Source organism: Wolbachia endosymbiont (group B) of Chorthippus parallelus (assembly GCF_947251815.1).
Lineage (GTDB): Bacteria > Pseudomonadota > Alphaproteobacteria > Rickettsiales > Anaplasmataceae > Wolbachia.
This window is the reverse complement of the sequence record NZ_OX366390.1, coordinates 1,087,261-1,112,175: the sequence shown is the minus strand read 5'-3', so window position 1 is coordinate 1,112,175 and position 24,915 is coordinate 1,087,261. Positions and strand designations below refer to the sequence as shown.

23 protein-coding genes are annotated in these 24,915 nt (G+C 34.0%); 8 read left to right on the top strand and 15 right to left on the bottom strand.

All coding sequences use genetic code 11. The annotated features are described in order from the left end of the window. Window positions 1–33 precede the first annotated feature (33 nt). A complete protein-coding gene (locus tag OPS21_RS05110) occupies window positions 34–351 on the top strand; it encodes a WD_0736 family protein (RefSeq protein ID WP_264336854.1) in 318 nt (105 codons plus the stop codon). Here OPS21_RS05110 and OPS21_RS05105 read toward each other — a convergent pair. Next, window positions 348–1,622, bottom strand: coding sequence for a M16 family metallopeptidase (locus OPS21_RS05105; RefSeq protein ID WP_264336855.1), 1,275 nt, complete (start codon window positions 1,620–1,622; stop codon window positions 348–350). The two genes, OPS21_RS05110 and OPS21_RS05105, sit on opposite strands and share 4 nt — an antisense overlap. Before the next feature lies 1 nt (window position 1,623). Next, window positions 1,624–2,232, bottom strand: coding sequence for a superoxide dismutase (locus tag OPS21_RS05100; RefSeq protein ID WP_213863989.1), 609 nt, complete (start codon window positions 2,230–2,232; stop codon window positions 1,624–1,626). A gap of 136 nt (window positions 2,233–2,368) precedes the next feature. On the opposite strand from OPS21_RS05100, the gene OPS21_RS05095 reads away from it, so the two are divergent. Further along, on the top strand, window positions 2,369–2,935 hold the full coding sequence (locus tag OPS21_RS05095) for a hypothetical protein (RefSeq protein ID WP_264336856.1): 567 nt from the start codon (window positions 2,369–2,371) through the stop codon (window positions 2,933–2,935). Between the two features lie 152 nt (window positions 2,936–3,087). On the opposite strand, the gene OPS21_RS05090 is transcribed toward OPS21_RS05095, so the two are convergent. Next, entirely contained in the window at window positions 3,088–4,116 is a 1,029-nt protein-coding gene (locus tag OPS21_RS05090) for a class I SAM-dependent methyltransferase (RefSeq protein ID WP_264336857.1), read from the bottom strand. Between the two features lie 95 nt (window positions 4,117–4,211). Between OPS21_RS05090 and OPS21_RS05085 the strand changes: the two genes are divergently transcribed. Next, complete coding sequence (locus tag OPS21_RS05085; protein WP_264336858.1) at window positions 4,212–4,583, top strand: hypothetical protein; 372 nt, start codon at window positions 4,212–4,214, stop codon at window positions 4,581–4,583. Beyond that, window positions 4,584–4,865 (top strand): DUF2610 domain-containing protein, encoded by a 282-nt coding sequence (locus OPS21_RS05080; RefSeq protein WP_007302102.1) that lies wholly within the window; start codon window positions 4,584–4,586, stop codon window positions 4,863–4,865. Here OPS21_RS05080 and dapD read toward each other — a convergent pair whose 3' ends face one another. Then, entirely contained in the window at window positions 4,866–5,708 is an 843-nt protein-coding gene (gene dapD, locus OPS21_RS05075) for a 2,3,4,5-tetrahydropyridine-2,6-dicarboxylate N-succinyltransferase (RefSeq protein ID WP_007302101.1), read from the bottom strand. 38 nt (window positions 5,709–5,746) lie between these two features. Here dapD and OPS21_RS05070 point away from each other — a divergent pair, with 38 nt between their 5' ends. Next, entirely contained in the window at window positions 5,747–6,157 is a 411-nt protein-coding gene (locus OPS21_RS05070; RefSeq protein WP_264374967.1) for a zinc-ribbon domain-containing protein, read from the top strand. Between the two features lie 208 nt (window positions 6,158–6,365). After that, window positions 6,366–8,165, top strand: coding sequence for a succinate dehydrogenase flavoprotein subunit (sdhA, locus tag OPS21_RS05065; protein WP_264336878.1), 1,800 nt, complete (start codon window positions 6,366–6,368; stop codon window positions 8,163–8,165). On the opposite strand, the gene OPS21_RS05060 is transcribed toward sdhA, so the two are convergent. The 9 genes from OPS21_RS05060 to rpmE form a co-directional block, all read right to left on the bottom strand. Beyond that, a complete protein-coding gene (locus tag OPS21_RS05060) occupies window positions 8,137–10,488 on the bottom strand; it encodes an ankyrin repeat domain-containing protein (protein ID WP_264336859.1) in 2,352 nt (783 codons plus the stop codon). The genes sdhA and OPS21_RS05060 overlap by 29 nt on opposite strands. A gap of 250 nt (window positions 10,489–10,738) precedes the next feature. Next, on the bottom strand, window positions 10,739–11,347 hold the full coding sequence (gmk, locus tag OPS21_RS05055) for a guanylate kinase (protein WP_264336860.1): 609 nt from the start codon (window positions 11,345–11,347) through the stop codon (window positions 10,739–10,741). 34 nt (window positions 11,348–11,381) lie between these two features. Next, entirely contained in the window at window positions 11,382–13,148 is a 1,767-nt protein-coding gene (locus OPS21_RS05050) for a pentapeptide repeat-containing protein (RefSeq protein WP_264336861.1), read from the bottom strand. Continuing rightward, window positions 13,132–14,106: an ankyrin repeat domain-containing protein gene (locus OPS21_RS05045; RefSeq protein WP_264336879.1), complete on the bottom strand. Its 975-nt coding sequence runs from the start codon at window positions 14,104–14,106 to the stop codon at window positions 13,132–13,134. The genes OPS21_RS05050 and OPS21_RS05045 overlap by 17 nt, the downstream gene beginning before the upstream one ends. Window positions 14,107–14,730: 624 nt before the next feature. Further along, the gene (locus OPS21_RS05040) at window positions 14,731–15,636 is read right to left on the bottom strand and encodes an aspartate carbamoyltransferase catalytic subunit (RefSeq protein WP_264336862.1); all 906 of its coding nucleotides are present in this window, start codon (window positions 15,634–15,636) and stop codon (window positions 14,731–14,733) included. A gap of 80 nt (window positions 15,637–15,716) precedes the next feature. Further along, a complete protein-coding gene (locus tag OPS21_RS05035) occupies window positions 15,717–16,733 on the bottom strand; it encodes a Fe(3+) ABC transporter substrate-binding protein (protein WP_007302093.1) in 1,017 nt (338 codons plus the stop codon). A gap of 98 nt (window positions 16,734–16,831) precedes the next feature. Then, window positions 16,832–18,340, bottom strand: a complete 1,509-nt coding sequence (locus OPS21_RS05030; RefSeq protein WP_264336863.1) for a hypothetical protein — start codon at window positions 18,338–18,340, stop codon at window positions 16,832–16,834. A gap of 83 nt (window positions 18,341–18,423) precedes the next feature. Further along, complete coding sequence (locus OPS21_RS05025) at window positions 18,424–19,209, bottom strand: NAD kinase (RefSeq protein ID WP_010402806.1); 786 nt, start codon at window positions 19,207–19,209, stop codon at window positions 18,424–18,426. Between the two features lie 21 nt (window positions 19,210–19,230). After that, window positions 19,231–19,443: a 50S ribosomal protein L31 gene (gene rpmE / locus OPS21_RS05020; RefSeq protein ID WP_006013575.1), complete on the bottom strand. Its 213-nt coding sequence runs from the start codon at window positions 19,441–19,443 to the stop codon at window positions 19,231–19,233. Between the two features lie 125 nt (window positions 19,444–19,568). Here rpmE and fabD point away from each other — a divergent pair, with 125 nt between their 5' ends. Further along, complete coding sequence (fabD, locus tag OPS21_RS05015) at window positions 19,569–20,534, top strand: ACP S-malonyltransferase (RefSeq protein WP_264336881.1); 966 nt, start codon at window positions 19,569–19,571, stop codon at window positions 20,532–20,534. 470 nt (window positions 20,535–21,004) lie between these two features. On the opposite strand, the gene OPS21_RS05010 is transcribed toward fabD, so the two are convergent. Beyond that, on the bottom strand, window positions 21,005–22,282 hold the full coding sequence (locus OPS21_RS05010) for an IS4 family transposase (RefSeq protein ID WP_264336725.1): 1,278 nt from the start codon (window positions 22,280–22,282) through the stop codon (window positions 21,005–21,007). 167 nt (window positions 22,283–22,449) lie between these two features. Then, the gene (gene gpmI / locus OPS21_RS05005) at window positions 22,450–23,946 is read right to left on the bottom strand and encodes a 2,3-bisphosphoglycerate-independent phosphoglycerate mutase (RefSeq protein WP_264336864.1); all 1,497 of its coding nucleotides are present in this window, start codon (window positions 23,944–23,946) and stop codon (window positions 22,450–22,452) included. A gap of 187 nt (window positions 23,947–24,133) precedes the next feature. Here gpmI and OPS21_RS05000 point away from each other — a divergent pair, with 187 nt between their 5' ends. Next, a complete protein-coding gene (locus tag OPS21_RS05000) occupies window positions 24,134–24,868 on the top strand; it encodes a leucine-rich repeat domain-containing protein (RefSeq protein WP_264336865.1) in 735 nt (244 codons plus the stop codon). Window positions 24,869–24,915: the final 47 nt, after the last annotated feature.

The following is a 24,915-nucleotide window of genomic DNA, read 5'->3' as shown; positions in this document are numbered from 1 at the left end:
ATATACTAGAAATATAATTTTTGTGAGGCATTTATGGTTAAAAATAAAGAAAAACATCAAATAGCGTTTTGCGTTTCAGCCTTTACACTCTTAGCTGGTTTATCATTAATCGCAACTGGAATTGCAGTGGGTACCGTACCTGCTATAGCTTCTTGTTTAGTGATAGGAGGAATTTTAACTGCCTTGTCTATTGTGCAATCAGTAGAAAGCTATTTATTTTTACAAAACAGCGAAAAAACTTTCAATAAAATGATTAGTGGTATACGCGATGAACCAGAAAGCAAACTTTTTATAGAAAGGATTTTGCAACCATTCATTGAACTTTTTAGTGAGCATAAGCAACATAACTAAAGTACACTAAGCATAGAAACCACTTTATCGTAACTTGGCAGTGAATTAATTTCTCCAATCGCAGCTAAAGTAATTTTTTCATGCTGAGATAGCAATTCTTCTGCTGCTTTTTTTATATCGTAAATAGTAACAGCACTAATTTTTTCTATTAATTCGTTTTTACTGATGTATTTATTATAGTTGCCGTAGTAGTGTCCTAACGTTTCAGCACGCGAGCTAACACTTTCGCGTGACATTAAAATTTGGGATTTTACTCGCTCTTTTACTCTATTTACTTCTTCTTCCTTCAGATTGTCTGTGGACAATTTCTTTAGCTCTGTCGTTATGGATTTTAAAAGCTTATCTAGATTACTACTATCTGTACCGGCAAAAATGGAGAGCATTCCTGTATCAGCATAACTAGAGTTGAATGAGTAAATGGAATAAGCAAGCCCCTGCTTTTCTCTTACTTCCTGAAACAGGCGTGATGACATGCCACTTCCCAGTATGGCATCAAGAACTTTGAATGTGTGATATCTATTATCATCACGAGAAACACTAGGTAGACCAATTAATAAATGTACTTGATCTAATTTACGATGCTCTCGATACTCACCACTGGTATAACCTGCATTCTCGCTTTTTTTCAGCTCTTTTGAATGAATCTTTGAGAGAAAGTCTTTGATTAATTGAACAACCTCCTCATGTTCAACATTTCCTGCAACAGCAAATATAATGTTCTCGCCAAAGTAATGCTCATTTATGTAGTTATTCAGATCTTCTCGAGTAAAAGATTTGACAGTATCTTGCGTACCCAAGATTGACCTACCAAATGGTTGATCTTTATAAGCTGCTTCAAAATACTTATCAAAAATGATATCGCTCGGTGAATCATTAGTTTGAAAAATCTCTTGTATTACAACACCCTTTTCGCGTTCCAATTCATCCTCTGGAAATGTAGAATTCATTAATATATCTATTAATATATCAATGCCAGTCTTTATATCTTTTTTAAGAACCTTTGCGTAATAACTTGTACTTTCTCTACCGGTGCAAGCATTGAAAGCTCCACCTATGTCGTCAAAAGCTTTTGCAATTTCAAAAGCAGTTCTTGTCTTTGTTCCTTTGAAAGCCATGTGCTCTAGGAAATGAGATATTCCATTTTGACTTGCACTTTCAGCTCTACTGCCAACACCAACTCGTATATTTAAAGCTACGGAATCAACTTCATGCACTCGCTCAGTTATTATGCGCAGACCATTATCTAGTTTTGTTACTTGTGGTATATTCATCTTATATATTCTTCTTTAAATTCTCTTCTACAAAATCCCAATTGATCAAATGATCAAGAAAAACTTTTATGTAGTCAATTCTGCGATTTTGGCAATCCAAATAGTATGCATGCTCCCATACATCCATAGTAAGTAGTGGCACTTGGCCATAAATTAGCGGTAGATCCGCATTTGGAGTTTTAGTGATTTTGAGTTTTCCTTTTTCAAGCACTAACCACACCCATCCACTACCAAATTGGCTTACTCCATAATTTGAAAATTCTTCACAAAATTTGTCAAAGCCACCGATATCATCTTGAATTTTTTTTGCTAGAAGACCATCATCTTTAGGTTTACCACCACCATTTTTTTTCATTGAATTCCAATAAAAAGTGTGATTCCAAACTTGTGCTGCATTGTTAAAAATAGGAACTGTATTATTATTTCCATGAACTTTCGTTACTAATTCCTCAATTTCCATATGTTGATAATCTGTGTTTTCAACCAGTTCGTTGAGTTTATTTAAATATCCCTTATGGTGCTTGTCATAATGAAAATTCAATGTATTTGCAGATATGTAAGGTTCTAAAGCTGCTTTATCATATGGCAGCTCAGGTAAAGTAAAACTCATGCTGACCTCTTTATTTTCGATGGTATGGTAATATGTGCTTTTGCGCAACACATAATTTAGTTAGGTAGTGATTGAATTTATTCTAAAACAAGCTATATTAGTAAGATAATTATGTTTTTATTTTTAGAGGGGTAATATGTCAAGTTTATATAACAATTTTAAGAACTATTCTCAATATGGAATAGTTCCTGCTAAAAGCGTTGAAGATAACAAAGTTCCACAAAATAGTTTCTATAAGTCCGTTCATCATATTGATAGTGTTGTTGGACCAGTGAAGGATGCAGTTTTTGGTGTTGAATCTAGTCAAGTTTGTTTAGGTGGTAGGAAAAATGGAAGTTTAGGTATAATTTGTGCTACTGTTTGGGTATTAACTTATGTAGTTCTACAATCTTTATATCTAGCCTTGGCGTATCTATCATATTGGCCAGCGAAAGGGTTAGCGAAAGTAAAAGATAGTTATGATCTTAAGTGCAATACAAGATCGTTGATAGATTATTCATCTATTTTATCAAATAAGGCACCGAATCACAGTGGTACATTAGCTATATTTGTTAACACAGTTTTGAGTTATGTTGTTAGTGCTGTCATTTGGGTTGCTGCGCTCGTTGTGACACCACTTACTTGGGTTATTGATAAAGTGGCAAGTAAATTTAGTGATGCAAATGCTGAAGGTGTTGGTGATCATCTTTTGGGAGATATATAAACTATCAGGTTTATGTGAAACCATTTTTTCTATAGGTGTCTTTTCTCTTCTACCTTATTTTGCCACACAGATACGTTTCTTCTGCCTTCTTTTTATTTAGTAAATTTTTTAATGTTTACAATCAAAACATTTAACATAAGAACTACACAAGACTACAAATGGTGAATCAGCATTACCTTAAAGAGAGTACCCATATTTTCAGTTAACCTTAAAAATTCACTGAAGATCTTATTCTTCTGTTCATTACTTGCATTTTTCATTAAAGCTTGTGCTCTTTCCTTTATACCAAAAAGGTGTAAAAATTCTCTTTGAGTCAAAATCTCACAATTTACGTGCCTTAATGAATCTTTTAATGATTGAAAGTTCACAAGTGCAGTGATGTCACTATTACCGACGTTTTCAAGAAAATTAGTATATTTATGCTGCCTTATCGATTGCAAAGTGCTCTTATATTCAGGATATACATAACCATAATCTATAATCAGGGCAGCTCCTCCGTTATTGACTATCTTATTCTCAAGTTTCTTTAATATTTCGATTCCGGCTAGGCATACTTCCACTACTGCACCATTGAAACCCCCTGTCATTCCATTCTGGAATCCAGTTTTTGGTCTGGTTAAGCACTGGAGTGACAATGAAAGACTGCCATCATCTTGTTTTATTACTCTATTTTCATACCACTGCTCATCACGATAAATAAATTGGTCAATTGGAAGGGCGTCAAATAACTCATTTGCAAAAAAAATAGTTGGCTGATTTGGTAAGTTGTCGACATCTGTGTGCCAATTAATATCTAATCCCTTTAATTTTTCCTTTTGTATTTTCTGTAAAATAGGGCTTATCTCAACTAGATGAATGTCCATTGAGCTAAAAAAACAGCTATATTTTTTGGTGACTCTTATTACATCATGAATGAGTGTTCCTTTACCTGGTCCAAGTTCAACTAGAGAAAATTTTGATGGCTTTCCTAATTTTTCCCATGTATTCATTATCCACACTGCAATTGTTTCACCAAATAGCTGACTAATTTCAGGTGCAGTAATGAAGTCACCATCTTTGCCAAGTGGTAATTTATTCATGTAATAGCCGTACTCTTTATGATATAGAGCAGCATTCATAAAATTACTGATGGATATTGATCCTTGGCTTTTATCAATTAATTCGTGTATATAAGTAAGCATATTATTAATAAATGTTTAACTATAGCGTGCCATACTATAAAATAGTGGAGTATTTATATATATAATATAAGTTTAAAGGCGATAGTGTTTTGGTTATGAATAGTCAAGATACGGATTATGTTACCCTTATACCTCAAGATGATGGTGTTGAATATAAATTTGAAGAAGTTGTCAATTTTGTAGAAAATAAGGTTGTAGGTGCTGATGGATTAACTTTAGCGGAGGTATTTCAAGCATTAGTTAAAATGCTGAATGGTGACCTAGAGTTAGTAAAAAAAGTGTTAGCATATGCTAATATTATGGTAAAGCATGGAATGAGGTTAGCAAAAGAGTCACAGCTAAGCAGAGCCGATGTTCGTCGAGCTTTAGAAGGCAAAGAAAGTGTGTTTAATAGGCAAGATTTTATCAAAAAACCACCTCTTGTATCTTCTATAAAATCGGTTAAAAAGAAAAGTAGAGGTCTTTAAATGGCTGAGTCTATAAAAAAATTTACTGTACAGTGTGATTTCAAAGGACAGAATGCACCTTTTGCAGTATATATAGGAAATCCAAAGGGTGATACTCATCCAATTCACCATCAAGATTCATGGCTTGCAAAGGAGCGTGGAGGAAACATTCCTAATAAAGTTAAAGAAAGTTTGCAAAAATTATACAAGCTGTCTCAAGAAAACGGGATCTCTTTTCCAGAATTATGCGCATATGCCATTACTATAGTTAGTAATAATGATAAAAAAAGTGACGGTAAGTAGTTAGATTCTCAATATTTCATTTATAGAAGTTTTTGATCTCGTCTTCTCGTCCACTTTTTTTACTATAACTGCACAATAGGTTGAGACATTATTTCTAGATCGAGTAGATCCTGGCACGACTACAGAATAAGGTGGCACTTCACCGTAAAATACTTTGTTCGTTTCCCTATCAATGATTTTTGTTGATGCTCCAATAAACACCCCCATACTAAGGACTGATCCTTCTCTTATTATAACACCTTCGGCTACCTCACTACGCGCTCCAATAAAGCAATTATCCTCTATAATGACTGGAGAAGCTTGAATAGGCTCGAGAACTCCGCCTATTCCCACTCCACCGGAAATATGGCAGTTTTTCCCTATTTGTGCACAACTACCAACTGTTGACCAAGTGTCTATCATTGTGCCAGAATCAATGTATGCACCAACGTTGATAAAGCTTGGCATTAGAACAACATTTTTACCTATGTAAGCAGATTGGCGGACAAAACACCCAGGAACTGCTCTAATTTTTGAATGGTAAAATTTTTCTTCATTCCATTCACTAAACTTACTACCGATTTTGTCAAACCAGCAATTGGTGTTGTCTATTATTTTGCTTTCCTCAGTGAGGAAATGTAATAATATTGACTGCTTTATCCACTTATGTACTATCCATTCTCCACTTGATAGCTTTTCTGCTACTCTAATTTTACCACTGTCAAGTAACTCAATTACCTCTTTGATTATTAATCTTGCTTCGTGTTTTAGATTATAGTCGTTAAGTTTTTCTTTATCTTTCCAAATATTTTCTATCTCATCTTGTAATTTTTTAGTTGCAAATTTTTCATTTATTATATACATATTGATATCAAATTTATATTATTTTATACGTAAGCACTATGAAAATACAATGTCATAATTGTACTAAAACTTACTTAGTATCTCGTGGGCAAATAGGTGAATCTGGAAGAAAAGTGAAATGTACAAACTGCAATCACATGTGGCATGAGTATCTAAAAGAAATGTCAAGTGAATTGTGCCCTGCTGGTATACAAGAAAAAAAAGCTAGCTGGAGGCAAAGTTTAACTCTAGCTTTTGCAACAGTTGCAGGGTTATGCGTTATAATTGTTGGTGGTATCTTTCCAGGAGAGGTAAGTAAGATATATAAAGCAGTTAGTTCATATAAAGATTCAATAAGCCATAAATTAGGATACAAAAAAGTGCAAACGGAAAATTCAAGTGCGAGAGAACTTGTTGTAAATGAGTTTTATCAAGATTACCTTTTTCTATCTAATTTTAGATCTAATTAAATAGGCATAAGTCATCAATGTTATGCAAATAACTACACTTATTCCTTTATGATAGTGTCATTCCAATTTCAGCTACTTTCATGACGCCCTATGATTGTTATTACATCGTTTACTATAGATTTGTTTCAGAAGCTTACATCCAGAAAACTTGTATAGATTTTTTCTACTTCTGTGATATTATAAGCCTGTGATGATAAAATAAGTGGATATGGATAAGTCAGCGTATGAAATCATAGAGCATGAGTATGATGTGGTGATAGTAGGTGCAGGTGGAGCAGGGCTTAGAGCAACACTTGGAATGGCTGCAACTAATTTTTCAGTTGCCTGCATTTCTAAAATTTTCCCTACACGAAGTCATACAGTTGCAGCGCAAGGAGGAATTAGTGCAGCTTTGAGTAATATTGCTGAAGATGACTGGCGCTGGCATGCATATGATACAATAAAAGGTTCAGACTGGCTTGGCGATCAAGATGCAATAGAGTATATGTGTAAAAATGCTGCCAAAGCTGTGATTGAACTTGAAAATTTTGGTGTACCCTTTTCTCGTACGGAAGATGGAAAAATATATCAGCGTGCCTTTGGTGGAATGACAACTCACTTTGGTAAAGGAAAATCGGCTCAGCGTACTTGTGCAGCAGCAGATAAAACTGGGCATGCAATTCTTCATACTCTATATCAGCAATGTCTTAAATTTAACGCTGAATTTTTTGTCGAATATTTTGTAATCGATTTGATTATGGACAAAGGGACATGCTGTGGGGTGATAGCTTGGTCGCTGTGTGATGGTACGTTGCATAGATTTCGTGCACATTCTGTGGTAATAGCAACAGGTGGTTATGGACGTGTTTATTTTTCTGCAACAAGTGCACACACCTGCACAGGTGATGGTAATGGCATGGTGGTAAGAGCTGGGTTGCCACTTGAAGATATGGAGTTTGTGCAATTTCATCCAACAGGAATATATGGCTCAGGGTGCTTGATGACGGAAGGATGCCGCGGTGAAGGTGGGTACCTCGTTAATTCTCAGGGTGAGAAGTTTATGGAACGTTATGCGCCAAAGGCAAAAGATTTGGCTTCTCGTGATGTAGTAAGTCGAGCAATGACAATTGAAATTAGAGAGGGAAGGGGAGTTGGGCCAAAGAAAGATCACATGTACTTGAATATATCGCATCTTGATCCGGAAGTGATCAAACTCAGATTGCCAGGTATTAGTGAAACAGCAAAAACCTTTGCAGGAGTTGATGTTACTAAAGATCCGATACCTGTTATTCCAACTGTTCACTACAACATGGGCGGTATTCCAACCAACTATCATGGGGAAGTGATCACGTTGCAAAAAGGTAAAGAAGAAGTGGTAGAAGGATTATTTGCAATAGGAGAGGCAGCATGTGTTTCTGTACATGGTGCAAATCGACTAGGTTCCAACTCGCTTCTTGATCTTGTGGTTTTTGGTAGAGCTGCCGCGCTTAGGGCAAAAGAAAAATTGAAACCTGATACACCACATAAAAAATTGCATTCAGACTGCACAGACTTGATAGTAGATAGATTTAATAAAATGAGATTTGCTTCCGGAGAGTTCAAAGTAGCAAAAATACGAAGTGAAATGCAGAACACTATGCAGAAATATGCATCGGTATTCCGTGTTGCTGAAGTTTTAGAGGAAGGTAAAAAAGCTATAAAAGAAGTAGCAAAAATGATGCCTAACATTGCAGTTGAAGATCGTAGTATGATATGGAATAGTGATTTGGTTGAAGCTCTGGAGCTTGCCAATATGATTCCACAAGCAGTTATTACCATGGAATGCGCAGCTAATCGCGAGGAAAGCAGGGGTGCTCATGCTCGTGAAGATTTCCCTGAACGTGATGATAAAAACTGGATGAAGCATACTATAGCATGGCTTAAAGAAGAGAAAAGCCAAGTTAGTGTAGAAATTGACTATAAAAAAGTTGCTGAAAAAACTCTGAGCGATGAGATTGATTTCATCGCCCCGGAAAAGAGAATTTATTAGTTAACCCATCTGGTTTATTTATAAATTGACGTAGTATTGATACATAGCTCATTTGAGTAGCTGGGCTTTCTTTATGCTCCGATTGATTTGACGATCTTTGTACTTCTTGCTCTGCTGAGTTGTTAGCTAAATTTTGTTGTTCAGTAATATTTTCAGGTTGTTTTGCAGCTAGGTGATCATCTTTACGGCTTTGCTTATCGTTGGTTAATTCCTTAACAGACTTCCTAATGCCGCTAAGTCCCAAAGTGAATATCAGACAGACCACTCCTGTTATAGCTATGATGGGTAACGCTGCTCCAATTGCAATTTGTCCTTGAAAGCAAGAAAGTGTTACCATTGTAATAATAGTAGTTGCTACTGTGATTGCTAACAATACACTAGCTCTTCTGCCCGGATCAATGCATTTCCATGCAGCAGATGCTCCTTTTTTTACACCAGAACCTAGCTTTTTAATGCCTGATTGACATTTTTTCGAAGCAGTTCCACAGTGGTATTTTTCCTCAAGCTTCTCTTTTAGTTCTTTAGCTTTCTCCTGTGCTTTCTGTGGAGTATTTGAACAATCTTTTAGATCGCGTAAAGTTAAATAGTACTTTTTAGTATGGAATTCTGGATCTTCTAACCATAAAGAATCAGGGTTAGCACCGTTTTGTAATAATGCTGCACAAAACTTTGTTGTATTATCATAATTAGTTGCTAAATCAAAAATTGTTTCTTGCGATAGGTATTCGATACTTTTTTTTTCTGCTTTTTTCTTTAGTGCTAATTCTAGAGGTGTATTGCCTTGCCTGTTAGTTGCTTTTATAGCTTCATCTAATTTATCTTCAGATATTTTTCTTTCTTTTACTAAACTGGAAATCAACTCCAAACATGCAACCTTTTGTTCTCCTTTTAGCGAAGCAATGTGATGCAGAATATTATTACCCTCTTTATCTTGAGCAGTGATATCAGCGCCATTTTGGAGAAATAACTCTAAGGCTTTATATCTATTTGTTTTTTCAAATTTTTTATCTGTACATGATCGATTCTCATTTTTTTCTTTTATATGCTGGAATAACTGATGTAGAGGTGTTTGTTTTGCTGTATTTTCAGCATTTATAGCTTTTTTAAACTGTGCTTTAAGATACTCTTTTTCTTCCTCCTTACTTACATTTAATATTATATTTGAAAATTCAAACTTTCGTTTTTGCTTTAATTCTAAAACTATTAGATGTAAAGCATTATTACCATCTGTATCTTTCAGGCTAATATCTGCCCCTTTTTGCAATAACTCTTCAAAACGTTCTTTATCATTATCTTTAATTGCTAAATGTAGTTGATAATTATCATTACTATCTGGAGTATTTATGGTATGGGCTATAACTTCTTCAACTTTTGTTTTTATTTCTGGTTTTCGCTCAGCCAATTTTTCTAAAAATTTAAGATAGTATTCATTTTGCTTTTTAGATAATTTTTCTAAATCCTCTGTAGGTAAGCTTAGCTTGGCTCCATACTTTAACAATTTTGCAAGAAACTTAAGTGTGTTATCGTTATCTTGGATTGTGTGAGAATCATGTTTCCCTTTTATTATCTTGTTAATTAGTGCTACCTGAAAAGGAGTCTTTCCTTCTTGATTTTCACTATCAACAAGTTGTACTAAATTTTTCTCGTTAGCTATTTTTATCAAGGTATCTAGAAACTTAAGCTTTTGTTTCTTTTTGAGCGATGCAATAAGGTGTAAAATATTATTTCCTTTTTTATCTGTTATGCCACTGACGTTTGTGCAATCTTTTAGGTATTTTCTAAATTTCCTGTTGTTTCCATTTTGGATTGCATTTAGTAATTGAACGTCATTATCAGAATCCGATATTCCGTTTATTCTATCTTCAAAATCGCTATCAGAATCTGATATTCCGTTCATTTCATCTTCAAAATCGCTACCGTAGCCACTGTCTTGTTCGCTGTACCTACTAAAACAACTTTTAGTGACTTCAGAAATTACTTGTTTTTTTGTTTCATTTGATATTCTTTTCGATCGTTCTATTACTTCACCTAGCACTGGAAGGAAACATTGGACATAATATCTGTGATATTTTTCCTGTTCTCTAAGCGATTCTTCTAATTTAGTTAATACTTCAGGACTAGCGCCTTCCTTAAATAACCTTTTACATTCCTTGAGTGTTCCATCTCGACTTCTTGGTTTTTCATGCTTATGTTTTTCTTTTTTTACCTTTCTCTCTATAATATTATACAATTGCTTGTCTTTTTTATCTTGTTTTTCATTTTTGTTTATATATTTATCTAGTTTGTTTACATTAGTAACTGATACACTTAGATCTATACTCATATTAAAACCTCAATATTAAAGCTATTTGGCGTTAGCGCTTCAACTAACAGCCTATTGAATTGGACTTTTAAATTGAGCTAGATGTTATCGAAATATAGGTGGAAAGCTAGTTTCTATTAGAAAATCTGTTGTCATAATTAAATCCCCACTTTAGCACTTGTCTACTATTTTAACTATTTTATCTTAAAAAATAATAAATGTGGCTAAACTGTGAAGCGTGAATGCTGCTAAAAGAGATAAACAAATATTTTTATAGATCTTTCAAACTTGATTTTTCTTCTAATTTTTTAAGCATTCCTTTACTTAGTATTGATTTTATCTCTTCTACGCTTTTATCAAGATCATCATTAACTATGACGTAATCATATTTATTACTTTTACTTATCTCTTTTTGCGCTTCGGCTAATCTCCGCTCTATTTCAATTTCATCATCACTATTACGCCTTTGTAGACGCAGTCTAAGCTCTTCCATTGAGGGAGGTAGTATAAAAACACTTACAACTTTTTCTCTTAAGATTTCAAATAAGTGAAATGCTCCTTGCCAATCTATATTCAGTAAAACACTTATGCCACTGCTCAGGTTTTGTTCTATAAAATCTTTTGGTATACCGTAAAAATTCTCAAAAACTTTAGCATATTCAAGCATTTGACCAGCCTTACATAGTTCATGAAACTTTTCTTCAGTAACGAAAAAATAGTCTTTTCCATTTACTTCACCGGGACGAGGTTTGCGTGTAGTCATAGAAACAGACATAACTAAATCAGTTGATTGCTCAAGTAATTTTTCTGATATAGTAGTTTTTCCAGCTCCAGAAGGAGAGGATAGAATCAGTAGTATGCCCTCATTTTTTACGGTCATTTTTCTTTATTTAACAAGTACATTATAGAGTTTTTTAAGACTTTGTATTTTTTGAGTCAAAGTTTAAAAGACTAGAGCCTTCTAAATTAGAATTTGATAAATTGGCATCAACAAGAGAGGAATTATCAAAAATAGTATAACGTAAATCAGCTCTTTCAAGATTTGCCTTATTCAAATTAACGTTTACAAACTTTGCTCTGCTTAATATTGAATTAGAAAAATTAGCATTTTCTAAATTCATGTCTTTAAACTCAAAGTAAGAATAATTTACATCAAATTTTTCACCCTGCGATATTTTCTCTTGCAGATCTTTAATTGAAGTTATAGCACTCTCTAGACCTGTAATTTTGCTCTGTCCCTGATTGTCAATCAAAATTGAATTATCAAATTTGCAATCTGTTAAATGAATATCAGCAATTGAACTTTTATATATGCTTGAAGAGAGGAAAGAGACATCACTCACTGTTGAATTACTCAAATTGCTAAGAAAAAAACTAGTCTTTCTAAAGGCATTATCATAAAACACGGAGGATTTGAAATCACTTTCAATAAAGTTTGAATTAGTGACTTTTGACTTAGACCAGCTCGAATTATCAGCTAATAATTTGAAGAATATTGAATTTTCTATCTCACTCGAATCCATATTATGGTGGGAAAGAGTACTATTATAAATTTGAGAGTCTTTAATTTTTGTCTTATACATTGAAGTTGTGGAAAGATCTGAATCTTCTATTTTTGCAGAGGTAAACAATGAATGGTCAAAGAACGAACCATTCATGTCAGAATTCACAACTTTAGTATTATGAAACTTTCCGTGACAAATGTTAGCATCATAGGCGTTAACTTTATACAATTCACTAAAACTAAAATCAATATTAGATAAGTCAGCATCCTGAAGGTCTGATTCGAAAACATATGCATGTTTTATCTTGGAACCATTTAGTATAGATTTAATGAAGTTTGAATTATCCCCTTTCACATAGGAAATTTGTGAATTGCTTAAATTGGCTTTTTCAAAGTTACTATCAACTATAATAGAAGCATTAAAATAGGCGTTCGAAAGATTGCTACCTGTAAAATCCGATTTTTTTATTTCTGCACCATATATGTTAGCATTTTTTAATGAAGAAAATTGTACCTTGAGCTTATGTGCATCCACTCCAAAGAAACTTGCGTTGTCGAAATTATTTTTCTGCATAACAGTGTCGTTTATTTCACTATCACTAAAATTGATGTAGCTGGCACTTGAGTTTGATAAATTGGAGAAATTCATTTTTACATTCAAAAACTTGGTATGCAAACCAATTATATTACGCATAGTTACTTTGTTGAGATTAGAATTGATAAAATCAGCATAACTGATATTAGACTGATCAAATATGATATCTGTTAAATTTGCAGAAGCAAATTTTGAAAAACTCAAATTTGTGCCTTTTATTTTAACGCCATGTAAATTAGCATTGGAAAAATTAGCACCACGTAAATCAACATCGATAAAAGACACATCTGATAAATCGGTGTTAGAAAAATCGGCACCAATCAAACTCACTCCGTCAAAAATAGATTTATTTAAATATAATTGACTAAAATTAGCCCCATTTAAATTAGGGCCAAAACCTTTCTTAAAATCTTGTGGAACCCCTGCTTTGCTGCACTGTACTAAAAACTTAGCAAAATCTTTTGTATTGTAAGATACGTATTTTATATCGTGCAGAGCGCTTAAAAAATCATTGATTGCATCATCTCCATAGCATAAATGACCAACTAAAATTAATATCAAAAGTCTAATTATCTTTTGCATCACACGTGTTTTCTTTTGTTTTTATAGCAAAGTTATACATCTCTGAGTTTTCTTGATTGTTTATTTCTTTATCCTCTAAAAGGTATGGCATCATTTCGGCAATTGCGTTTATTATGTTGATCTGATTCCTTTCGATTGCTATTTCAATAGGGGACTTAAAATTATTATCAACTACTCTAGGATCAGCACCTTGTAATAAGAGAAAGCGAACTGTGTCTATTTGACCTTGTTTCACTGCATAAATTAGAGGAGTATCACCCAATTTATTTCTAAATCTTAGTATTTCTTGAATTGTTAATCCAATTTTTTCTAGCTTATTTATTACTCCTCTTAGACAAATTAAGTTGCCCTTCTTGATGCAGTAAAAAAATTGCTTACTGTAATCATCAGTAAATATAGTTTTAGGAAGGTGCTCATTTAGGCTATCATATTGTCTTTTATATATAGACTTGCTTTTATGTTTTTTTATTTCTTTGTTTAGCTTTGTCCATTTTTCGCTTTCTTCATTTTCTTTGTTCACAGGTGTTATATTGTCAGGCTGTTCTTCTTTCTTTTTCTCTGTTAATTGGCTTGTTGAAAGTTCGGTGTCTTTTTTGCTAATCTCCTCTTCAGGCTGTAGGTTTGTTTGATTATTGTGACTGATTTTCTTCTCTTCAGGTTCTTCTTTTTTTTCTTCTGATAAAGGACTTGTTAGAGCTTTGGTATCTTTTATATTAGTCTCCTCTTCAGACTGTAGGTTTGTTTGATTACTTGAAGGTACTTCTTCATTGATTACATTTGTTGGGTCTGTGATTTCTTTGAGTTCGCTCAGAAGCGGAGAAGTTTTTTCAGCATCAGTGTTGCTTTTCGATACGTCTTCTTGATTTATACTGCTTTCATTTTTATTTTCTTCAGGCTGTTCTGCAGCAAGCAGGTTAGATATAACAATTAATAGTATGAAGAATGCTTTATATTTCATAAACATTGCAAATATAGGCTTAATTAAAATGATACTATAATCAAATGATTAATCTACAGTAAAAAGTGCTTTAGTTATTGTACAAGTATGATTATGTAAAAATTTATTTTTCTCTTTTATCTAGGTTTTATCTGAAATTGTCATTCGAGTAGCTGACATACAACTGTACGGACATTAAAGAAATCAGTATACAGCTGTATGAACATTGTGGTAATTTGCGTACTAAACAATGTCATCCCAGTGCTCCGACACTGGGATCCATTTTCCATCATCATTAGAAACGTTATATTTTAGCATGACTTTTAACTCACAAATTTAACTGGATGCCAGTGCTGGCTACTTTTATGACATCTATCATTTTATGTTTATAGTATTTTTTGCAAATAAACGTTCGTAGTTGTAAATTAAATGCAAAAAAATACTTGACACATTTGGTAGTTTAATTATTATTAGTGAAAATGAGAGTATTTTAGAGCTCGAAATCCACCTTATTCAAGTCTGCAGACTTTTCAATTAATTTTTCAATAAAAAATATAGCACAGCCTACTTCAGTGCATACTTAATTTCTGTCATAAGGTGTGTTATATTTTTCTAAATCTTTTCTTTATAGGAGGGTCATTATGTCTAAAATTCCTTAAAATTATAAACATTTATTAAATAGTGCAGTACTGCCTTACGCGTTGCTAATCCGAATTTTACTTGTTGTAAAATAACACAATCTGCTATATCACTGCTAATTTCGATACCTCTGTTTATTGGTCCTGGGTGCATAACAATTGCATCTGGTTTTGCGTGCGATAGTTTTTGTGCATCAAGTCCATACAAGTGAAAATATTCTTTTTCTGAATAATTATTATTCATGCGCTCTTTTTGCAATCTTAAAAGCATAATTACGTCAGCATCCTTTATACCTTCGATTAATGAATAGTGAAGTGAATCTACTTCAGGAAGATGCTTACAAATCAAAGCTGGTGGTGCAACTAAGCTTATTTTTGCTCCAAACATTTTTAGCAATCTTATATTTGATCTTGCAACTCTACTGTGCAAAATATCTCCACATATCACAATTTTGAGGTTTTTTATTTGCTTTTTATGACTGATAATTACGAGATAATCTGCAAGAGCTTGAGTTGGGTGTTCACTGCTTCCATCGCCTGCGTTGATTAGCGAGCAGTTGACATGCTTTGCCAATGTATTAATAATACCACTACTTTTATGCCTGATTATCATATAGTCAGGATTCATTGCATTTAGTGTTTTTATCATATCTTTTAGATCTTCCCCTTTGTTAATAGAAGAAGATTTTATTGGTAAAGTTACAACATTTGCTCCAAGGCTTTTTGCTGCTATTTCAAAAGATGCGAGCGTACGTGTTGAATCTTCAAAGAATAGGTTTATGACTATTTTATTTTTCAGAACATGACTATTTTCAACTTTTTCTTCAAGGTATTGGTTGGCTAATTTAGTTATATTTTCTACATCACCGATTGTGAGGTCTGAGATATTTAATAAATTCCTTCTCTTGTCCATAGCTCCTTTTTTGAGCTTATTCTACTTTCTTAATTTCAATTACACAACTGTAAAGTAAAGTAGAAGGAAGCTATAAAATTTTATTTCCACTTACATTCATCTGCTATCATAACAGCCTCAAAGAGATGCTTCTCAAGCTCACTTATAGGCAGAGTACTTTGTAGGTAATTTCCCCAAGATTTTAACACATCAGAAGTTTCAATACCTTCAACAATAGGATATTCTTGATTTTTTTTAGCATATAGCTCTTGAGCCTGTTTGCTTACAAAAAACTCCAATAAAGCTATGGCATTTTCTCTGTGTTTTGCGTTTTTTGTTACTGCTGCACCACTAATATTCACCATTACACCATCACTCGGGAAGAAAGCTCCTAACTTTTCTGTGATATTCTTTTTATTTTCTGATGAAAGGATTCTTGCAAAGTAGTAGCTATTTACTATTGCAACATTGCCTTCACCAGCGGCTACAGCATAAATTTGATCTGTGTCACCACCGCTTGGTTTTCTTGCCATGTTGCTTACAATTCCACTCACCCATTCTTTTGTTTTTTCAAAACCATTTTTTGCAATCATAAAAGCGATCAATGATCGGTTATATGGACTTGTGGAAGAGCGTACTAATATTTTCCCTTTCCATTTTTCATTCGCTAAATCTTCATAGGTACTTAATTCCTTAGGATCTACTGATTCTTTATTGTAAACCAATATTCTAGCTCTTTTTGTGAGACCAAACCAATAATCTTCATTATCTCTAAATTTTGCAGGTATGGCATTTTTTAGAGTCTCTGAATCCACTTGAGATAAGAGCCCTCTTTTTTTGGCTAAAATCAAATTCACTGCATCTGCAGTTAAAAACAAATCAGCTTCACCGCCATTTTCCATACGTGAAAGCAATTGGGAATAATCGTCAATGATATAACGTACCTTGATGCCAGTGGTTTTTGTAAAATCATCAAACAAACTATGTACTAATTCTTCTTTACGAGATGAATAAACGTTTACTACTTGTGAATCATCAATTCCGCTATTTTTATATAAAAAATTAACGACTATCAATAAAGCCGCTACTAAAGATATAAATATTAAACCTTTTTTCATAAACAAACCCCTTCCTTGTCATCATCTCAAGCTATCAAAATAGCAAGGTCTTAGCAAGTGTAAAAATTCCAATCAATGGACATTGTAGGAGATTTATTTCATTCACCTATACTATAGATAGCATCCTTATAATTGTGAGATTGAACTACAACCTGCTCAAGCGTTAAACTGCTGCGTTTAGCATCTTTACTATGATTTTCTCCAAGAACATTTGTTCTTTCTCGTTTTATTTCCTCAATGAATTTCCCATTAACATTTTTAGGATCAATCGTTTCTTCAGAATATACAAGATTAGTGCAATTTGTTTTTCTATAGTAATGCACGCCAAGATATACAGCTAGTAATACAAATATACCTAAGCCTATAAGTGGTAATAATCTTATATTATTGGTCAAAGGGTTTTGGTAAAATTTTTGTATATTATTAACACCACCTTCTGCATAAAGCAATAAAGGGAGCGCTATATTTGCAGCAACTACACCAGTTAATAATGCAGTAAATAGTGGCCTATTATTAATTACGGACTCTATTTTATTAGTTTTACTGATTACTTTTTCATCAATATTGACGAAGCCTTTTTTAGATTCCCAAGCATTAAATACAAAATTTGAATGAGTGCCATTGCTATATTCCAGTCTTACAGACTTTATAACTTTACCTTCTGGCTGGTCCATCAAAACATTATCTAAAACTTCATCTGCATTTTTTACTTGAGTTTGATATTCTTTGGTATTTACAAACTGTTTTATTCCAAGCAGCATTGGGCTAATTGCAAACAATGAAGCAACTGCAATAATCGGTACGATGGTATATAGCGGACTGTTTGTAAAGAACGCAATAAATTTTGCTTTATCTTGTAAATATACTAAAGCTGTAGATGTGCCAAGCACGATAGCGGCCGCACCAAAAATTACAACGCCTTTCTGCTGCATGGCATACTGCGCTTTGGGCCAGAATCTGTTTTTTTGCAGTTTAAACACCCTATCTGTAGGCGAAGACTCTTGAGAGCTACTTCTGCTCGTGTATGATGGCGGAGAAGTTGAAGGTGTATCGCTATGCTGACTGAGATTTTCAAAAGGGTTTTTTTCACTTTCATTCCTATTACAAGTTTCATCAAATACTGTCTCTTTAGAAGCCGATCTTTCTAATCTTTGATTATCTACTCCATTATCTAAACTCTTTTTCGAAGTTTTTTTATTTTTATCTATGGATGCATAAATAGCACTTCCTGGTTCACCGTGAACTGACTCACTTGAAGTAGGTAAATCCAATTCAGTATAATGAGTTGGCTCATCTTTTCCTTGAGAAGAAGAGGGTAGTGGTATTTGAGTATCAAGATCAAATGAATTTCCATCTCGTAAAGCTTGATTTTTTGGCGGAAGGAGAGGTGGTGTTTCATTAGGTTGTGAAGCTTGATTAGTTGGTAGAATAGATGATGTCTTATTCGAGGTAGCTTCTTCTGCTTCTTCAAATGGATTTGTGTCTTTGCCATCTTGTTTTGGAGTACTTGTTCTGGGAGTTGGTGTTGGTGAAGTTGCTGCACCATTTTCATTCACTGCTGTATAAGAAAGCGGCGTGACGTTATCTTTATTTCCTGATCCAGGCATATTCGCTCCAAAATTAATTACAATGTTATGTTGATTACGCTATAGTTATTAAGATATAGTGAATACTAATTTAAGAATAAATATTAGTATAAGAACTGCTGATCAAAGATCCTTTCATTCAAAGGGCAATCTTTGTCAAAAAGTAGAGTGACTGTATTTTCGTGATCTTTCTGTATTTTTACCTGCGATATGTCGTGAAATTCCTTGTAATCTGATACTACAAGTGCTGGACGATTTTTCACATCATTGATATCAATTTGCACTATTGTATCATTTGAGATTAGCGCTCCATTCCAACGCCTTGGGTAGTAGCTATTAATGGAAGTCAGTGCAAGTAAATTTGAATTAAGTGGTAAGATTGGCCCACCGGCAGAGAAGTTATATGCAGTGCTACCTGTTGGGGTAGACAATATAATTCCATCTCCTCTGAATTTTTCTACTTTTAGCTTATCATTAATGGTAATATTCATCTCCACTATTTGATTTGCATTTCTAAAGACATACACTTCATTTACTGCGATGTAATGGTGTTTTTTGCCACTTATGTCTGTGGCTTCCATTTTTAGTAAAGTTAGCTGAGTAGGAACTGCATGTTCTATATGATCAATTAGATCTTCAAAGCATTTATTCATCAAAAATCCGACGTTACCGGTATTTATTCCATACACATGTATATCTTTATTTCCTATGACGTAGTTGTGTAGGGTGCGTAGCATAAAACCATCGCCACCAACAACTATCAGCAGATCAACTTCATGCTTACCTGCTTCTGCTATATTGATAAAATTGAGTTTCTGTAGTAGTTTAGATACTTCCTGAGACTTGGGTAGCGAAGAAGCAATATAGCCTACATTTTTATATTTATACATGTTAAATAAAGAGGGGAGGAACTAAAAAAGACTCCCGTATTTATCATTAAACTTAGCTATTTTACTATCCTTCTCCCCTGAACCGCTTGTCAAACTTCCAGTCCATGCAGGATGAGTAAGAGGATCTCTATCAAGCTTTATTCTTTGACCTTCTTTTCCATAAGTGGAATAAGTTTCAAACTCTTGACCATCTGTCATAACTATAGTAACTTTGTGATAATCGATTTCTGCCATTGTTCTTACAAATTTCTTACCAGCTAAGATTTTAGTGAATCTGGTTCATTTGGTCAATCATTATTGTGAAATATTGACAAAAAATAAATAAAGTAGTATTCTCAATGAAGAATGAAAAATTTTTTATGATTTTTGCTTTTCCTGGTCAGGGCTCCCAATTTGTAGGAATGGGAAAGAGCTTATATGATGAATTTTCAGTTGCAAGGAACGTATTTGATGAAGTAGATGACATATTGGGTAGAGAGCTGTCTCATTTGATTTTCAATGGCCCTATTGAGAAATTAACCATCACGGAAAACGCTCAGCCAGCTATAATGGCGGTGTCAATTGCAACGCTACGTGTTATGAAGCACGTATTTGGTGAATCTCTTTACAGCGTTCAGTATGTTTGTGGGCATTCAGTTGGCGAGTATACAGCGCTGTGTGCTGCAGGGGCATTGACGCTTGAGTCTGCAGTCAAATTGCTAAAAGTTCGTAGCGAAGCAATGCATGAAGCTTCACTAAAATGCAAAGGTGGAATGTTTGCTCTACTTGGAGCAGAAATAAGTGAAGTAGAAGGTATATTAAAATCAGCTCAAATTGATTGTGAAATTGCAAACGATAATGGTGGTGGGCAGGTAGTGGTGAGTGGTACTGCAGAGGCTCTTGAGGTCTTACCTGATTTATTCAAAAACTCAAGTGTCAAGAAAATGATAAAATTACAAGTTAGTGGGCCTTTTCATTCATCTTTTATGAAACCTGCTGATGAAAAACTTCTGGAATTTTTAAAAAGCATCAACATAACTCGCCCTTCGATTCCTTTTGTATCAAACGTTACAGCTAAGGAAGAAAGTGATCCAGAGATCATAAGAGCTTTGCTCGCTAAGCAAGTTGTAAGTAGAGTAAGATGGAGAGAGATGGTTTTATATATGACAAGCCATGGCACTAATAAGTTTGTTGAAGTTGGCCCTAACAAAGTTTTATCTAATCTAGTTAAAAGAATTGATCCGTCTATCAGTGTAAAAAATATAGATAATATTGGTGATATTAATAGCTTCTTTGATGAATCATTAATATTGACAGCAAAAAATTTAAAAATTGGGTTAAGTTAGCATATCTGATTGGTGTCATTCAAGTAGCTGACACTAGTTCCTTTATGATGGTGTCATCCCAGTGCTTGGCACTGGGATGACACCGAATAGGCTACTTGAATAATACCGAAAGAGCTACTGGAACGACAAGGTGCTACTGAATGACACCTCTGGGCACTGCCGTCATAAATCTGCTACTTTCTCGTGACGCTGGAATCCAGGAATCAAGAAGCCAGTGTCAAGCACTGAGATGACACCGAATGGGCTACCTAAACGACAAGGGGCTGTTTAAATACACTGCCATTAAGTTAAGGGAAAGAGAAGTTAAGATTGGACAAAAAATTTGAAGTGATTGATAATTATGGTAAATACTAGGGTGAATTTTTAAGAAAAGGGAGTCTGAAAAGTGCAAGTTATTTAAAAAAGTAATAATTGCAGGTTATTTTGCAAAGAATGTACTAATGCAATGATACTGAAAAGATATCTTGAATTTAAAACACATGTTTTCTAGCTCTTTTCTGGTAGTTGAGTGAACGAATATCAGATATCTTATGACGATCAACTCTTCTCCCTTTTCTCACCACTAAAGTGTTCATCAAAAATAACTGTGATAGTCGATCCATAATGCAGTCTATGTCTGACTCTGTAGAAAAAATATCAAAGGCTAAGTTTTTAATCGCATTAAATGAGACAGATTTATTGATGCTTTTTTTTAGTTTACTATTCTGTGCGCTCAATGTCTCTTCATCATCTTCTATCATGATACTTTCTAGATTACTGATGAAGATAGTTGACCAAAAATCCTGCTTGATAGTTTCAATACTTTTTCCTGTGAAATTCTCTAAATTTAATCTTCCCTTCAGCCTAGAAAAAAATGTTTCTACTCCCCAGCGCAAGTAATATAATCTCTCAAACTCTTCAACTGTAAAACGTTTCTCATCTAACAGAGATGTTACTAACACTTCAACTTCGCCAGAAGAAAGTATTATTTTGACTAACCTGAATTTCATCTCATCAGGTAATCCTAGCTTTCGTAGCTGTCTTGCTACTTTAATAGGTGCGGTAGACACTACCACCGTACTAGATGGGCTTTCCGGCTTAAACATAGCGTTTATTTCATTGAAAGACGAACTTGAACAGCGAATTATATAATTGATTTTCCTTCCTGTAAGCTCAGCAAGAAATCGATAAGATACGTATCCTCTATCACAGATTAACAAATCGTCTGATTTTATGGATTCAAGCATACCGATTGCTAAATCAACCTCATAGCTGTCACCTCTACTTAGCACAGATTTTATTGCAATATTATTTAGCACATCGTAGCAAACTTCAAAGGTTGCACTTGTATAGTCTTCAAATCTCTGGATTCCATTCCATACTGCTCTTGAGCCAAACTCACCTATTATTTTGTCGCTCTTTGGCAGAATCAGTATTGAAGCATCAAATGCAAGTACTCTGAAGCCATGGTGGGTTTTAAATTCCTGATCTTGGTAGTATAGGGAAACTATATCATCATTTAACTCTGAAAACGTAGTATGCTTTAGCTTCTTTCTTGCTTGAGTAAATGCACTTGCCGTAATTGTATAATCTTTTCTTGTATGCAGAACAAACTCATTAAGCATCACTTGTAATGACTTTACACTCTTTCTAAAAATCAGGAGAAATACATTAACGAAGGGCAGCTTTCTTTTTCGTGAGAAGTCTTTTGAGGATGCTCTGTGTGCGTTTATAAAGTTTAAACTCATCAATTTATTTTTTATAAACATGATTATTCTTTTTTTTACTCATGTCATTACTTCTTTTAATTTGTGGATCTTACCTGATTTTATAATACAGTTCATCACTTTTCCTTAACTTAATGGCAGTGTGTTTAAATAGCACCCTTCCGGTGTCTCAAACTACAACAGTTGTGAATAGAGAGTAATACGAAAAATTATACAATCAACGAACTACCTGTCATTTCATTTGGCTTTTTAAGTCCAAGTAGCTGTAAAATAGTAGGAGCAATATCAGATAATTTTCCATCTCTTAGTTTTAAATTGTCACAAGATATAATAAATGGCACTTTATTTAAAGTGTGAGCTGTGTGAGGTGTATTATTTTCTTCATCGAACATACATTCCACATTACCATGGTCTGCTGTAACAATGAGTGCAGTATTACCCACTTCTTTGACAACGCTGAGTACTTTTGCAAGGCAATCATCTACAGCGAGCACAGCTTGCTCGGCTGCTTTTATATTACCTGTGTGTCCCACCATATCAGGGTTAGCGTAGTTTACAACTATCAGCGCAAATTCTTGAGAATGAATTTTTTTTACAAGTTCTTCTGTGAGCTCAAAGGCTGACATTTTAGGCTGCAAATCATAAGTTTTAACTTTTGGTGAAGGAATGAGTATTCTTTCTTCACCAGAAAAAGGTTCTTCTCTTCCGCAATTGAAGAAGAAAGTCACATGAGCATATTTCTCAGTTTCAGCAATGCGCAGTTGCCGTAATTTATTGTCTTCTATTATCTGTCCCAAAGTGTTGGCAAAAGATTCAGGAGGAAAGAGATAAGAGATTTTTAAGTCCGCTTTATATTGCATCATACTTAAAATTGAAGAGAATTTTGCCACTTCAGTATAGCCTGCTTTACCAAGACAAATACTTGCCAATTGTATCATTCGATCAGCACGAAAGTTAGCCAATAGCAATCCATCTTCTGGTTTTATACCTTGATAATCGCCTATTACTGCGGGCCTGATAAATTCATCGGTTATATTATTTTGATAATTTTCATCAATAAGCGATACTGCATCATCATAACGAGGCGCCTTTGCAAATGCGATGGCTTCATAAGCTTCAATTGTTCTTTCCCACCTATTATCACGGTCCATAGCATAATAACGCCCAGAGACAGTGGCGATTCTTATGTTATTGTCTTTTATACTCTCTTTAAAATTCTGAATACATTTTTTTCCTGAATTTGGCAATGTATCTCTGCCATCTAAAAATGCGTGTATTACAACTTTAATTCCGCGCTGTGATATCTTGTTTGCTAAAGCTGAAATGTGCTTTTGATGCGAATGAACACCGCCATCTGATATCAATCCCATTATATGGCATATGCCATTCTTACTTTTTAGATCATTAATAAAATTCTGTAGATTTGCATTATTTTCTATCGTTTCGATTTCTTGATTAATACGCTGAAGGCTTTGCATTACCACTCTACCACTGCCAATATTCATATGGCCAACTTCTGAATTGCCTATTTGGCCTTCTGGTAATCCAACATCAGTTCCACAGGCAGATAAACTGCACTTTGGATAATTAGAGTTAATATGTTGCCAACAAGGGAGATTTGCATTGCTAATAGCGTTGTATTTACTATTTTCTATTCCATTGCCCCAGCCATCTAGTATACATAAAACGACTGATTTAAAGTTCATATAAAAGTTAACATCGAAACCCCCAATGGTACCAAAAACAAACTCTTCTCACAACTTTTGTGTTAAAATAAGAGATATAAAAAGCTCCTTAGAGGTATGAGATTTTTCATAAAATATTTTATTAAAGTGATTGACAGTTGCTGAAGTGTTTACTAAAACACTTGCATAGCTTTAATAGTGAGGTTAAATGAGCTCTAGCCAATATATAAAAGGTAATACTTTAGCAACATCAGGCGCTATAGTTAATACAAACAAGTTCGTAAGTTTTTTAAAAAATAATACACACATTACAAAGCTTATTTTACGATGTTCAAAAATTAATTATGAGGTTATAAAAGAATTAGCTCAGCTTTCTCATCTTACTTCACTTGATCTAAGTTGCTGTTGTATTGGTACAGAAGGTGCGAAGATTTTAGCAAGCGGAAATCTTATAAATCTTACTTCGCTTGATTTAGGAGGAAACGAAATTGGTGATGAAGGTGTAGAGGCTTTAGCCAGTGGAAATCTTACAAGTCTTACTGAGCTTAAATTATATGATAATAAAATTGGCGATAGGGGGGCAAAAGCTTTAGCGAGTGGAAATCTTACAAATCTTACTTTGCTTAGTTTAGGATGGAATGAAATCAGTGACAAAGGTGCGGAAGTTTTAGCGAGTGGAAATCTTACAAATCTTATTACACTTAAAGTATATGATAACAGCATTAATTACAGAGGTGCACAGACTTTGGCGAGTGGAAATTTGGTGCGTCTTACTTCGCTCATTTACAATTATTGCAGTATTGATGAAACATTGCCAAAAAATGTCCTTCCTCAATTAAAAAGGAAATGTAATAAAAGAAAAATAGGAGAGGAGCCAGATAGCAAGCTAAGTGAAGCGCAGACATCTTTGCATTTTGACAGTAAAGGCTTTAAACCTATATAACTTCACACGTTTTGTCTGTTTAAGAGACAAAAAAAAGGTAGTGAATT